The sequence below is a fragment of the Alteromonas gracilis genome (assembly GCF_002993325.1).
Taxonomy (GTDB): Bacteria; Pseudomonadota; Gammaproteobacteria; order Enterobacterales; family Alteromonadaceae; genus Alteromonas; species Alteromonas gracilis.
Genome location: NZ_PVNO01000029.1, coordinates 20,604 through 34,278 on the forward strand (window position 1 = coordinate 20,604; position 13,675 = coordinate 34,278).

Consider the following 13,675-nt stretch of genomic DNA (forward strand, 5'->3'; position numbering starts at 1 on the left):
AAGGTAAAAAACAATGAAAACTGAAAGTACGTCAATGAACACAGAACAAAATGTGGGTTGGTTTAAGCAAAATTACGTTGCACTCACCACCATATGGATAAAAGAGTGCACGCGTTTTTTACGCATATGGGTACAAACCCTTGTGCCGCCCGCTATTACGATGAGCTTATACTTTGTCATTTTTGGCAGCCTGATCGGTAACCGTATAGGTCAAATGGGTGGCTTTACCTACATGGAGTTTATTGTACCGGGTCTTATCATGATGTCGGTGATTACAAACTCGTACGCCAATGTCTCTTCATCTTTTTTCAGCGCTAAATTTCAACGCAATATTGAAGAGTTATTGGTATCACCCGTGCCCACGTCAGTGATTATTCTTGGTTATGTCGGCGGCGGCGTAGCGCGAGCCATACTTATAGGCATAATCGTTACCCTGGTGTCGCTCTTCTTTGTGGATGTGCAAATACATCACCTAGGTATTATTGCACTCACGTTACTGCTCACTTCAACCCTCTTTGCTACGGCAGGGTTAATCAATGCCATATTCGCTAAGACATTTGATGATATTAGCGTAGTGCCGACCTTTGTTCTGACGCCACTCACCTATCTTGGGGGCGTATTCTACTCACTTACGCTGCTACCAGAGTTTTGGCAGTGGGTAAGTAAAGCCAATCCTGTTGTGTATATGGTGAATGGTTTCCGCTATGGGTTCCTAGGCGTGTCTGACGTGAACGTAACGTTGTCGCTAAGTTTACTTGTGGGCTTCAATGCGCTGCTATTTAGCGTTGCGTATTATCTACTTAAAACCGGCAAAGGTATTCGTAGCTAATGGCAAGCGGTAACTCAAGAGAAATCACAACATCGCAGGTGGGTATTCACGATAAGCTAGATGACCTAGTGAAAAAATATCAGAACAGTGAAAATAAAAGGCCTATCAGCGATCATACGCAATCAGCCTTTGATGAGGTTTGTACCTGGCTCAACGCGTTTGATGGCGAAGTTATTTTAGATTCTTGCTGTGGCGTAGGGGAAAGTACGGCGAATATAGCCAGAGCTAATCCCGATGCCCGGGTTATTGGCATTGATAAATCAGCACTACGGATAGACAAGCACGAGCATTACAGTGCGCAGCAGGATAACTATCGGGTGATCCGCGCAGACGTCAATGACTTTTGGCGTCTTGTAAAGCAATCTGGTTGGAATGTTACTCAGCACTTTTTGCTATACCCCAATCCGTACCCTAAAAAGACCCAAGTCCAAAAGCGCTGGCATGGCAGTGCGGCCATGGTGGATTTGATGGCGATAACGCCTAATATTCAGGTGCGCAGTAATTGGCTGATTTATTTAATGGAATTTGCGCAAGCAGCAAAGCACTACGGCATGGTGTCAGACTTATCTGAAGTAACCGGTGAAAACCATATGACGCCCTTTGAGCGAAAGTACCGGGGAAGTGGACAGTCTTGCTGGCAGCTCAACTGTCGTAGCGAAGAAAGCTAGCTAGGGAAACCAGTATAAAGACTCGTTTAGTACCGGTTCTCGTTAAGATAAAGACGAATTAATACTTGGTATACTTGATCTTACAGGGCGGGTTTACCGATGTACTCCAGCAAACCTTGTTAGAGCGTCTCGCTTTAACAAGGTTGTTTAAGGTTTGCTTTGCGCGATACGCAACGGCTTTGCGTTTTAAAAAACATATGCACTGGCAATGTTAATGACGCGCACTGGCGCTTCGCACATTCGCCAATGGTGGGCTAAAAACGTAGCCCTGTGCATAGCGTATAGGAAGCCTTTTAACGCACTCTAAGTGTCCCTCGTCTTCAACTTGCTCGGCAATGGTACTGATACCATGACGTTCACAAAGCAGCAGCAGGTAGTCAACATACTCTTTCACCGCGTCTTGTTGGTCGTAATGTTTTATTAGCCCCCCTGCCAGCTTTATGCCTCTTATTGGCAAATTCACGAGTGCACGTATGTTCCCTGGGCAAGAGCCTACATTATCTATAAAGACACCTAGTCCCGCGTGCACACTTTTTTCGATAAATGCGGTCAAACCTTTGGGGTTAGATAATGCGGTTGACGCGCTGACTTCAATGCTTACGCGCTCCGGCATAGGGTAGCTAGCTAAGTGCATAATTAAGGTATTAGTGAGTTCTTTATTATATAAATCCCTAGCAGAGATGTTGATATTCCAAGGAATATTTACATCGTGAAAGTAGCTTGCGCATTGCACAAACATACTTGCTGCGAGCGTGTTTACATGTTGCTCTCGTTCAATTAGGTAAAGAAACTCACTCGGAAGAAATGTTTTATCGCCTTGAGTGATAAGTCGTGCTAAACATTCATATCGCCAAACTCCCTGGCTCTGTAAGTCCACGATAGGCTGGAAATAAGGCACGATATCTTCGATGGAGAAATTCTCGGATATTTCGCGTATGGGCATAAACCGACCTCCTTGCGTTGACGTAATCATAGTGTTTGCAGGTTTAATTGCTCATTAAACTTGGCTTATATAGCAGGTTTAACATCAACACTATTCACAAATTAAATATAGTAGAGAGTCTGAAACTTTGCGGCGCTAATTTTAAAGTAGTAATGTGTGTGACACTGGTCGCTTGTTAACGGTAAAGCGAGTTTAAATTCTAGCTCCTTTATACGTTAAATCTGACTAATCAGTCTGCATTGCTGGTTTTGTGCAACGAATTGCTAGGCGCTGCCTCTTGGCGAGCTAGGCAATCTGATGTAAAGTGCGACACCCTGAAAGTGTTGTGATAAGTTTTCAGGTTTGGCAACGAATGGACCGCGCCAACAGGCTTCAGCTTAACCGGTATTGCTTTCGGATGAGCTAGCAGCTAGCTGCACTGATAAAGGCATGCTAAATGGCTGAAAGGAAAAGTAAGTGTCAGGCCGGTGTCCTACAAAACCGCCTGTTTATTTCGCCTTATAAAAGATAGTGCGAAATGTGTGAATGTTTTAAGTATGAGGTGTGTTGAGTGGGTGAAGCGCAAGTTAGTTTAGAGCACCTGTTTAGGGTCTTTACCAAACCTGAACACAAAGACTCAAAGCTGGCTCAAATTGAGCAGCATTTATCTGACAATATCTTAGATTTTTTGTCGCAGCATGTAGTGACGAAAAAGACATCGTTAGAAGAAATTGAAAAAGACTTCTCAGACTCGAAAGTACCTGAGTCACCAGAGTTTGTCTCGACGCATGCCGAAAGCTTACTTGATAAGCTCGTCGCTCATTCTGTTAATACCTATTCCCCCACGTTTATCGGTCACATGACCTCTGCGCTTCCTTATTTTCACTTACCCCTTTCCAAGTTGATGGTGGGGCTTAATCAAAACCTAGTGAAAATTGAAACGTCGAAAGCCTTCACGCCATTAGAGCGGCAGGTGCTGGGGATGATGCATAACCTAGTGTACGACCAGCCACAAAGTTTTTATGACGAACATTTGCACAGTGCTGCCCATTCATTAGGCGCGTTTTGCTCTGGTGGTACTATCGCTAACATCACGGCATTGTGGGTGGCGCGAAACAAACTTCTTGGTCCACAAAAGGGGTTTTCAGGTGTGGCGAAAGCCGGACTTGCAGCGGCATACCGACATCTCGATATAAAAAATTTAGGTGTAATGTGCTCTAAGCGAGGTCACTACTCGCTGTCTAAAGCCGTTGACGTACTTGGTTTAGGTCGTGACCAGCTGTTAACCATTCCAGCACCACAACAAACCCTTGACCCAGCGAAAGCTCTTCGTATCGGTAAGCGTTATCATGAAGAAGGCAATAAGCTGCTGGCTATTGTCGGCGTGGGTGGTACAACCGAAACTGGGCATGTGGACCCTCTCGATGAGTTGGCAGACGTTGCTAAAGAGTTAGGTTGCTGGTTCCACGTAGATGCAGCCTGGGGTGGAGCAACGCTTTTCTCATCACGCTACCGCGATAGATTAAAAGGTATTGAGCGAGCAGATTCGGTAACTATTGATGCTCATAAACAAATGTATGTGCCTATGGGCGCTGGCATGGCATTGTTTAAAGATCCGCAAAACGCCAATGCAGTAAGACATCACGCTCAGTATATTCTTCGTGCAGGCTCGAAAGATTTAGGTGCGACTACACTTGAAGGCTCACGGAACGGTATGGCTATGATGGTGTATTCGGCGCTACATATCTTCGGTCGTAAGGGCTATGAACTGCTTATCGATCGCAGTATTGATAAGGCAAAAGATTTCTCGCACATGATTGATAAAGCGCGAGACTTTGAGCTGACTACTACGCCTACTTTATCATTATTGACGTACCGTGTGTGTCCTGAAGAAGTGCAAGAGAAACTCAAGCACGCCGATGCAAAAACGCGTAACGCCATTAACGAAAAGATTGATGCTCTTGTTGTTGCGGTTCAAAAGCAGCAGCGTGAAGCGGGTAAGTCATTTGTTTCTCGTACCCGTTTAGAAGCGCCTGATTATCCTTCCCAGTGCATAACGGTATTTCGCGTAGTTTTGGCCAACCCGTTAACTAGCCACAATGATTTGGCGGCGATATTGGCAGAGCAACACTTGATTGCGAAAGAAACGCAGGCGTGGAAAGAGCTAATGGAATTTGTTCGAGAGTCAGAAAAGGTTGCGTCCTAGCTTATCCAATAAAACAAACGCCCGATATAGCAGCCGCTATATCGGGCGTTTTTTATTGTTGAATTACGCAGTGCGCTACAATGCTAGCTGACTGTATAAGCCAAGTGACAGGCGTTACTATCGCGTAATTTGAAGGTTATCAATAAGCCGAGTTTTACCCATAAACATAGCAACGAGCAAAACAAGCTCTTTGTCGATTTCTCTGGCTGCCTGAAAAGTACTCGCGTTAACAACCTGACAATAATCATTCTTAAAGCCTTTGGCTTCAAGGTTCGCGATCATCGTCTCTTCTAATGCTGTAAAGTTAACGTTGCCTTTTTCGATGCTGCTTTTTACGCGCTGCATTTCTTCATAAATAGCACTGGCGGTAGCCTTTTCTGCCTCAGTCAGATAGCCATTGCGGGAGCTCATTGCTAACCCAGAGGCTTCGCGCTCGGTAGGTACACCATGAATTCTAACCGCCATTGATAAATCGTGAGCTAGCGCACGAATTACCTGTAGCTGCTGAAAGTCTTTTTCGCCGAAAAAAGCGTCATCAGGCTGCACCATGTTAAACAGCTTAGTGACAACAGTAGCGACACCGCGAAAATGACCAGGGCGGCTTGCCCCGCAATGAGAATCTGAAATGCCGGGTACTTCAACAAAGGTCTGCGCGTCGAGACCCGCAGGGTACATTTCTGCAACGCTGGGTAAGAATACCGCATCAGCGCCAACGGAAATAAGTTTGGCCTTGTCTTCTTCAATTGTGCGGGGGTAAGCGTCTAAATCTTCGTTTGCCCCAAACTGCATAGGGTTAACAAAAATACTAACGACAACTCTATCGTTGTGCGCCTTCGCTTTTTTAACAAGTTTCAGATGACCATCGTGCAGGTTCCCCATTGTGGGAACAAAGCCAACGGTTTCGCCATTTAGCCGCCATGCATTAACGGTAGTGCGCAACGCTGAAATACTATCAACGACTTTCATAAATAACCTCGTTACTCGAAGCTGTGTTCAGCAGAAGGAAACGCACCGCTTTGTACATCTTCAATATACTTCGATACGGCTTTACGCATATCGCCTGTTTCTACTAAATAGTTTTTTGAGAATTTAGGCATATAGTTAGCGCTTATACCAAACATGTCGTGCATTACCAGAATTTGACCGTCGGTATCTTTACCAGCGCCAATACCGATAACTGGGATAGTGAGTGCTTCGCTTACGGCTTTACCCAACGATGAGGGCACACACTCAAGCACTAATAATTGAACGCCAGCTTCTTCTAGCGCTTTTGCTTCGCTAAGTAGCTTTTCTGCTTGGCTTGCTTCTCGGCCTTGTACTTTAAATCCACCAAATACGTGCACTGACTGTGGCGTTAAACCTAAATGGCCACAAACGGGTACACCGCGCAGGTTCAGCCCTTTAATGGTGTCGCACAACCAACTACCGCCTTCCATCTTTACCATACTTGCACCTGCCGCCATTAAGGTGGCAGCGTTGGCATAGGTTTGCTCTGGCGTGGCATAAGACATAAATGGCATATCGGCTAACACAAAAGCGCGCTCGGTACCGCGGCGTACACTTTTAGTATGGTAAGCAATATCATCTATGGTGACTGGCAGCGTATCGTCTTGACCCTGGAGAACCATGCCTAAAGAATCGCCTATGAGCAATGCATCAACGCCTTGCTCATCGAACATTTTGGCGAAGCTGGCATCATAAGCGGTTAAAGACGTGATCTTTTCCCCGGCTTGCTTCTTCTTAAGCAAGCCCGAAACTGTTACTTTCTTCATGACATGTCTCAGATTGATATTTGTTGATATCGTGTGGCGAACTATACGGATTTTGAGGCTAATTGGAAGTGCGTAGGCGACGAAGCCCGTCTAGTGAACAGTTGGCTACCCACGCTGAAATGGGTTTACCGTCGTGCATAACCATATTAGGCGCAATCTCGAATAATGGCACCATAACGAACTCACGCTCAGCCATTCCATAATGCGGAATGATTAAGTCTGCGGTATCGATATTTTCGCTGCCATACAGCAAAATATCGAGATCTAAGGTTCGAGGCCCCCAACGCTCGCCTTTGCGTTCCCGCCCCTCTTCCAGCTCAATACGTTGTAGCTGCTTCAGTAACCCATGAGGCTTTAGCGATGTTTCTATAAGGCAAACCGCATTTATATAATCTGGTTGATCTTGTGGGCCCATAGGCTTACTCGCGTAAAGCGATGAAACTTTTAGTACTCGCGTATCTTCAATTTCACTAATAGCTTCAAAGGCACGCAGGGCTTTACCTTGGCTATCACCAAGGTTGCTTCCAATACCGATGTAAACATGTTCTTTATTCATCAGGACCTCGTTTCGCAGGTTTACGCTTGCGCTTGCGCGGTGGTCCTTTTGCTCCGCCTTCACTTTTTCGAAGGGCATTGAGCATCCCTTTTTGTTTTCCATTGTCCGCGTGCTGGAAGTGTGTCCACCACTGAGCTAGCTCAAGAAGGTCGCCACCTTCTATTTGGCCTCTAACTAGCAAAAAGTCATAGCCAGCTCGGAACTTAGGGTGCGTGAGGAGTTGAAATGCACGGCGCCCGAAACGTTTTGGGAGGCGTTGCTGTAAAATCCAAATATCACGTATCACGGTAGAGAAGCGCTTGGGTATCATAATACGTTGAATCTGACGTGAAATAACCTCGCCAGAGGCAATGTTAAACGCATCAAAAGCATTTAAGCCAGACTCACTTTGCAAGCCCTGCGATTGTTCTTCAAGAGGGTACCAGAGTAACGCCGCGTACAAAAATGCCGGTGTAACGCGCTGATTGCTATTAATACGCTCATCGGTATTGGCAAGAACCCGTCGAACAAACTGCATTTCTCGACTGTTTTCGTCTTTTAAAAACGGCGCGAGCTGCGGGAATAAAGGTTCAATTAAGCCGTATTCGTGCAGCATCAGAAAGGTGTCTTCGCCTTTACCAGACAAAAACAGCTTTAGTGTCTCTTCAAATAAGCGCGCTGGTGGAATGTTCTGCAAAAGATTGGCGAGTGACTTAATAGGCGCTGCGGTTTTTGCTTCTATTCGCATTCCTAGCTTAGCGGCAAAGCGCACTGCACGTAACATACGAACAGGATCTTCACGATAGCGTGTCTCTGGATCGCCAATGAGCTCAACTTCTCGTTTTTCGATGGCGGCGAGGCCATTGGCAAAGTCTTTAACCGTGAAGTCGGCCACGCTGTAATACATGGCGTTAAAGGTAAAGTCACGACGTTCGGCATCTTCTTCTATAGTGCCAAACACGTTATCGCGTACAAGTTGACCTTCGGCATCACGCTTTCCTAATGATTTACCCTTTGGAAGGTCATCATCTTCGTCTGATTCTTGGTGATGCCCTCTAAAGGTCGCCACTTCAATAATTTCACGGCCAAAAACAATGTGTGCAAGACGAAAGCGCCTTCCAATCAAGCGACAATTTCTGAACAAACCTTTAATCTGTTCAGGAGTAGCGTTGGTCACCACGTCGAAGTCTTTTGGTTCATGCCCCATCAAAATATCGCGTACACAGCCACCTACCAAATAGGATTCAAAGCCTGCTCCATTAAGGCGATACATTACTTTCAATGCATTTGCGCTTACGTCTTCACGAGATATACCGTGTTCTCCACGGGTCATAGTCCTAGGCTTTAAAGCGTTAGGTGACGAACTCTCTTTTGAAAAAGCGCGCTTAACAGATTTAAAAACACGATGAATGATGATGGTATCTCCGCAGACTATAAAGGTTCGTTATAATAAGTTGATTCATGCTGTGGAACAATAATTTCGGGCGTTTTCGCTACTTTTTTCCTATCCCACGCCGATATTGCTTCCGTTAACACTGTGCTGACGTCCTCAAAAGCCGATGTATCGGGAAAAGAAAAGCCAAGGAAGCGCATGACTCGCACTATGTTGTCGATGGGTGTTTTGTTGTTAACCGGAGCAGCTCGGTTTTGTTTGCTAAGCTTGCGGCCTGGGGCAACTGCCGCAACCGGGATGTGTCCATATTCAGGCGCTGTATAACCAAGGGCTACATAAACAGCGCGCTGCAAGGGTGTCACGTCAATTAGATCGCATCCCCGAATGACATGGGTTACTTGCTGAAAAACATCATCGAGAATAACAACGAGGTTATATGAAAATAAGCCGTCTCTGCGCTTAAGCACAACATCTTCAGTAGATATTCTTTCGCCGTTTGAAGCGTCATTGATATTATCGTGTACGTCGCTTGGTGAAAGAAGCGGTTGAGGCTTAACCTCGCCCATTATGACATCGTAAAAGGGGGCCAGCTGAGCATCAAGTTTTAACCTTATAGCGCTATCTACTTTAGGGCTGGATCGCGAGGAAGATATAGCCTTGTCACGACATTGCCCGTTGTAAATGCCGCCCATCGCTTTAATTTGTTTTCTGGTACAAGCGCAATAATACGCGAGCTCATCATTCATCAATTTGTCGAGAACCGCTTGGTAACGGGCATGCTGCTGGCTTTGATAAATTACCGTATCGTCCCAGTGAAGACCATGTGCTTCAAGGGTAACGAGAATATCTTTATCAATTCCGGCAATACAGCGAGGCTCGTCAATGTCTTCCATGCGTAATAGCCATTTTCCGCTTTGACTTTTAGCGTCGAGATAGCTTGCTACGGCAGTTACTAACGAACCGAAATGAAGTTGACCTGAAGGCGAGGGGGCAAAACGCCCTACATACTTGTTATGCATAATATAGGCTTAATAAAAAGCCCCATCTTTTCGGGATGAGGCTTTCTATAACAACATAAACGAGGCTGGTGAATTAACCTTGTAGTTGCTTTTCTTTGATTTCAGCCATTGTCTTACAATCGATACATAAATCAGCTGTAGGACGGGCTTCTAAACGGCGAATACCTATTTCGATACCACATGAATCGCAGAAACCGAAATCATCTGCTTCAATCCGCTTAAGCGTTTTTTCAATTTTCTTTATTAGCTTGCGCTCACGGTCACGTGTGCGTAATTCTAGGCTAAACTCTTCTTCTTGAGCTGCGCGGTCTACAGGGTCAGGGAAGTTTGCGGCTTCATCCTTCATGTGAGTTACCGTACGGTCAACTTCTTCGCGAAGTTGGTTACGCCATGCTTTAAGCAATAGTCTGAAGTGTTCTAATTGGGCATCGCCCATGTACTCTTCATCAGCTTTAGGCTCGTACGGCTGCAAACCTGCCAGCGCTAATAGTCCTAGGGATTTTGTTTCTTTTCCTGTTGGCATTTGCCACATCTCCTACACTACGACATCCATCTTGTCCTGATTGGACCGATATCTATATCAGACTCGACAACTTCAGGCAATCAATCGTGTCTATGTAATTATTATGCTGGTGTATCATTTTTATCATTTAGCCAGGTGGCTACCAGCAATCGAATTAGTGCGTTCTCCCACTAAAACAAGGCGCAAATATGAAGGCGAAATGAAAAAAATCAACCTATTTTTTACAAAAACAAAGGGAGTGTTTGATTTAATAGGATTTTTTGTTCGTCTATTATACAGCTTGCTGCAGAGACCGCTACACCAGCGTCAGCGGCAATCTTTACGCTTTTAGCATAGGTTGGATCAATATGGGTTGCGACCTGCACACTCTTTATTGCCGTGTGCTGAACACAAAACAGCAACGTAGTCTTAACTCCACTCTCTGCTAGGCGAGCAAGCTCTAAACAGTGTTTAGCGCCTCGTTGTGTTACGGCGTCGGGAAAAAAGCCTTTATCTGTATCTGCTAATGTAACCGACTTTACCTCCATGTATTCAACTATGTCGTTGTGCTGCATATCTTTGCGCGTTAATTGGAAGTCGAACCGGCTGTTGGCTAAAGGCGGTGTTACTTCAGCTTTCCATGAGGTGATGTCAGAAAATTGATCCAAGACCTTGTTATCTAGCGCTTCTGCCACCAACTTATTAGCATTATGCGTATTAATGCCGATGAAATGACCGTCGAAAGTTTGTGCGAGTTCCCAAGTGTATTTCAGCTTTCTATTAGGATTGGCCGACTCGCTAAGAAATACTGTGTAACCAGGTTCGGCACAGCCTGTCATGGCGCCAGTGTTAGGGCAGTGTGCAGTAACGACAGCCCCATTATCAAGCTCAACGTCGGCAAGAAAACGCTTGTATCTTTTTATTAGGGTGCCACGTAGTAATGAAGGTGAAAACTTCATGTGTCGCCTCTTTGCAAATAATTAGTTTGAAGCCGCTAGTGTGTGATGGAGTCAAAATACGCTCAACGTGAATAATACTCATTGAGAAGGCTCAAGTTTATAGGCCGATAGACTAATGCACTGTTTCAAGCCATAAGGCAGCTTATCAAACGCAAGAGAGTAACAAACATTCGACTGAGCGCAAAAAGCGTTCATCAATATTATAACGATGTATAAGGAAAAAACGCGATGGCAGATTTTACCGTTAGCCTTTCGACAAACAGCGCAGATGCTGTTTGGGGCGAAAGTGCAAAGCTTTCTTTTAATGAGTCAGGTGCAGTTATCCATCTGCCTGACGACAAGCTGAACGAGCGTTTAATTCAACAAGCGGCCAGGAAGCTAGATGGCTTGAACTTACCCTCAGTAACCTTGGTGGGAGACTGGCATAAAGAGCAACAGTGGGCTTTTGCATTGAGCTTCACCCGTGCCCGTAAACCTGCATCAATTAAGTGGGCAGACACGAATGATAAAGCTGCGCTCGAGCAAGAGTATGCAGCGCTCCTGTTCACCCGTCAGCTCGTTAACGATACACCAGAAGATTTAAGCCCTGAAACCTTAGCTACGCGGGCGGCGCAATGGATCAAGTCATTAGGTGGTGATAATGTCACTTACTCAATGACGGTTGGAGAAGAGCTTAAAGAACAAGGTTGGATTGGTATTTACAACGTTGGCCGAGGCAGTGAACGTCCACCGGCAATGTTAGTATTAGACTACAACCCTACAGGTAAAGAAGATGCGCCTGTTGACGCTGTGCTTGTAGGAAAAGGCATTACGTTTGATAGTGGCGGTTACAGCATTAAGTCTAGCGAAGGGATGCTAGATATGAAGTGCGATATGGGCGGTGCGGCGACGGTAACAGGTGCTTTAGGCCTTGCCATAACCCAGGGTATTGAAAAACGCATTCAACTTATTCTTTGCTGCGCAGAAAACCTAATTAGCGGTCATGCTTACAAATTAGGCGATGTATTGACCTATAAAAATGGTGTTACGGTCGAAGTGGTTAATACCGATGCTGAAGGGCGATTAGTGCTGGCTGATGGACTAATGGCGGCAACGGAAACGGGGGCGCCACTCATTATCGATGCGGCAACGTTGACGGGCGCAGCAGTAGTGGCGCTCGGTTCCGACTATCACGCAGTATTTTCGTTAGATGACAATGCTCGCGAACAAATGCTTCACGCAGCAAAAGAAGAAAACGAGCGCTTTTGGCCGCTTCCACTTGAAGATTTTCACGCCGAGCGTTGTCCGTCAGCATTTGCAGATACCGCTAACAGTAGGCCAATGAAAGGCGGCGGCGGTGGTGGTGCGTCAAATGCTGCAGGGTTCCTTTCGCGTTTTGTGAAACCTGAAGGCTGGATACATCTAGATTTAGCTGCGGCATACCATGGTGGCGCAACATCTGAAATGCCGGTAGGCGCAACAGCGAAGGGTATTCGCTCTATTGCTAGAATCCTAAAGGATTATAGCGCGTAAAGGTCGAATTAGGCGTGTGAACGGTTTCGTACAAGCTACTCTTGTACGTTGCCTTTACCTAAAACGCTATCTAACAAAAGAGGGGCGCAATGATAAACGTTGCGCCCCTTTCTCGTTAAATGCCACCTAAGCGTTCGGCGAGTTGTTTGTAGCGTTCTACGTCTGAGCTGTCAAAAAGTGGGTTGCCATCTGTGTCTTTGTCTTTAGACACTAATAAGCTCTCTCGCTCGAGGCGTTCAACCCTAACATCTTGTACGCCGAGATAGGCTGCCACTTCTTTAACTGTCATTAAACTCATTGTTTTTTCCTAGTTTTGATTATTTTTATTAAATATCTGCGTCGGGCAAAATACTAATCAACTTTTATTACATCAAAAGTTTGCTCGATAAAACATTACCTAAACGGTGTAAAAGTTAGGTTTTCGGGTAAGTCATCTTTTCGTACTTTAAAGTCATTTAAGCGCATTAGCGCTTAAATGACCTGCAAGTAGTCAATCTGACCCTACCTTGCCACGTTATCTTCTTTTTTAGTTAAGCGCATTTCGGCGAATTTTCGACTATTTTTTGTGTTTTTATTAATTTTAGCCGAGTTCGGCCTTTCAGCACGGGCGACGTAAGAGGCGTTTGACATGCAAAAGGTGTTTTTAACTCAGGTCGCTTGGTTTACCATTGCGCGCCAATAGCCCCAAACTTGAGTTATACTTGGCGGTTTACATAAATAACGGGCTTATGCTCAATTTCGGAGATACGTAGAATATGGACACTTGGTCTGCTGCCATCATGCTCTTTTTGATCATGGATCCCCTCGGTAACCTTCCTGTGTTCATGTCGGTCCTCAAGTCTATTGAGCCGAAAAGACGCCAGTTTATTCTCATAAGAGAGTTGTTGTTCGCCTTAGGTATCCTGTTCCTTTTTCTTTTTAGCGGGCAATCGGTGCTTAACTTTTTAAATGTTGAGCAGGAAACGGTGAGCATTGCTGGTGGTATAATTTTATTTTTGATAGCACTTAAGATGATATTTCCTTCATCGGGCAGTACAAGTGGTCTCGCCGTTGGCGAAGAGCCCTTTCTAGTGCCGCTGGCTATCCCCATGATTGCAGGTCCATCAACGTTGGCCGCGTTAATTTTACTTGCTAATCAGGCCCCCGATAGAATGGCTGACTGGTCGATAGCGCTCGCAGCGTCGTGGACGATTAGTGCTGTAATTTTAATGTTTTCAAACATTTTCCATAAAATTTTAGGGGAACGTGGTCTAGTTGCTATGGAACGATTAATGGGTATGATCCTTGTTATGATTGCCATCCAAATGCTTCTTGATGGTGTTACCAAATATTTCATGCATGCCACTGGAGCACTGTAA

At 45.4% G+C, this 13,675-nt stretch carries 14 protein-coding genes; 5 read left to right on the forward strand and 9 right to left on the reverse strand.

The window, feature by feature from the left end:
* The first annotated feature begins 13 nt into the window (after positions 1 to 13).
* Both C6Y39_RS15575 and trmB read left to right on the forward strand, forming a co-directional pair.
* Positions 14 to 829, forward strand: a complete 816-nt coding sequence (locus C6Y39_RS15575; RefSeq protein ID WP_183043340.1) for an ABC transporter permease — start codon at positions 14 to 16, stop codon at positions 827 to 829.
* On the forward strand, positions 829 to 1,497 hold the full coding sequence (gene trmB, locus C6Y39_RS15580; RefSeq protein ID WP_105932167.1) for a tRNA (guanine(46)-N(7))-methyltransferase TrmB: 669 nt from the start codon (positions 829 to 831) through the stop codon (positions 1,495 to 1,497). The genes C6Y39_RS15575 and trmB overlap by 1 nt, the downstream gene beginning before the upstream one ends.
* 211 nt (positions 1,498 to 1,708) lie before the next feature.
* Here the strand turns inward: trmB and C6Y39_RS15585 are convergent, their stop codons facing one another.
* Positions 1,709 to 2,440 (reverse strand): EAL domain-containing protein, encoded by a 732-nt coding sequence (locus C6Y39_RS15585; RefSeq protein WP_105932168.1) that lies wholly within the window; start codon positions 2,438 to 2,440, stop codon positions 1,709 to 1,711.
* Positions 2,441 to 2,990: 550 nt separating this feature from the next.
* Between C6Y39_RS15585 and panP the strand changes: the two genes are divergently transcribed.
* Complete coding sequence (gene panP, locus C6Y39_RS15590) at positions 2,991 to 4,625, forward strand: pyridoxal-dependent aspartate 1-decarboxylase PanP (protein ID WP_105932169.1); 1,635 nt, start codon at positions 2,991 to 2,993, stop codon at positions 4,623 to 4,625.
* Between the two features lie 117 nt (positions 4,626 to 4,742).
* Here panP and panC read toward each other — a convergent pair whose 3' ends face one another.
* The 7 genes from panC to sfsA all read right to left on the reverse strand — a co-directional run bounded on the left by panC (position 4,743) and on the right by sfsA (position 10,805).
* The gene (panC, locus tag C6Y39_RS15595) at positions 4,743 to 5,591 is read right to left on the reverse strand and encodes a pantoate--beta-alanine ligase (RefSeq protein WP_105932170.1); all 849 of its coding nucleotides are present in this window, start codon (positions 5,589 to 5,591) and stop codon (positions 4,743 to 4,745) included.
* A gap of 11 nt (positions 5,592 to 5,602) precedes the next feature.
* Positions 5,603 to 6,397: a 3-methyl-2-oxobutanoate hydroxymethyltransferase gene (gene panB, locus C6Y39_RS15600; protein WP_105932171.1), complete on the reverse strand. Its 795-nt coding sequence runs from the start codon at positions 6,395 to 6,397 to the stop codon at positions 5,603 to 5,605.
* Positions 6,398 to 6,455: 58 nt separating this feature from the next.
* Positions 6,456 to 6,953, reverse strand: coding sequence for a 2-amino-4-hydroxy-6-hydroxymethyldihydropteridine diphosphokinase (gene folK, locus C6Y39_RS15605; RefSeq protein WP_105932172.1), 498 nt, complete (start codon positions 6,951 to 6,953; stop codon positions 6,456 to 6,458).
* A complete protein-coding gene (gene pcnB, locus C6Y39_RS15610) occupies positions 6,946 to 8,265 on the reverse strand; it encodes a polynucleotide adenylyltransferase PcnB (RefSeq protein ID WP_105932173.1) in 1,320 nt (439 codons plus the stop codon). The genes folK and pcnB overlap by 8 nt, the downstream gene beginning before the upstream one ends.
* A 98-nt stretch (positions 8,266 to 8,363) precedes the next feature.
* Positions 8,364 to 9,344 (reverse strand): tRNA glutamyl-Q(34) synthetase GluQRS, encoded by a 981-nt coding sequence (gene gluQRS, locus C6Y39_RS15615; protein WP_105932174.1) that lies wholly within the window; start codon positions 9,342 to 9,344, stop codon positions 8,364 to 8,366.
* 73 nt (positions 9,345 to 9,417) lie between these two features.
* Positions 9,418 to 9,867, reverse strand: coding sequence for an RNA polymerase-binding protein DksA (gene dksA / locus C6Y39_RS15620; protein ID WP_105932256.1), 450 nt, complete (start codon positions 9,865 to 9,867; stop codon positions 9,418 to 9,420).
* A 221-nt stretch (positions 9,868 to 10,088) separates the two neighbouring features.
* On the reverse strand, positions 10,089 to 10,805 hold the full coding sequence (gene sfsA, locus C6Y39_RS15625) for a DNA/RNA nuclease SfsA (RefSeq protein WP_105932175.1): 717 nt from the start codon (positions 10,803 to 10,805) through the stop codon (positions 10,089 to 10,091).
* Positions 10,806 to 11,033: 228 nt separating this feature from the next.
* Between sfsA and pepB the strand changes: the two genes are divergently transcribed.
* Positions 11,034 to 12,317, forward strand: a complete 1,284-nt coding sequence (pepB, locus tag C6Y39_RS15630) for an aminopeptidase PepB (protein ID WP_105932176.1) — start codon at positions 11,034 to 11,036, stop codon at positions 12,315 to 12,317.
* A 115-nt stretch (positions 12,318 to 12,432) separates the two neighbouring features.
* Here pepB and C6Y39_RS15635 read toward each other — a convergent pair whose 3' ends face one another.
* A complete protein-coding gene (locus C6Y39_RS15635) occupies positions 12,433 to 12,615 on the reverse strand; it encodes a MerR family transcriptional regulator (RefSeq protein WP_105932177.1) in 183 nt (60 codons plus the stop codon).
* A gap of 457 nt (positions 12,616 to 13,072) precedes the next feature.
* Between C6Y39_RS15635 and C6Y39_RS15640 the strand changes: the two genes are divergently transcribed.
* The gene (locus tag C6Y39_RS15640; RefSeq protein ID WP_105932178.1) at positions 13,073 to 13,675 is read left to right on the forward strand and encodes a YhgN family NAAT transporter; all 603 of its coding nucleotides are present in this window, start codon (positions 13,073 to 13,075) and stop codon (positions 13,673 to 13,675) included.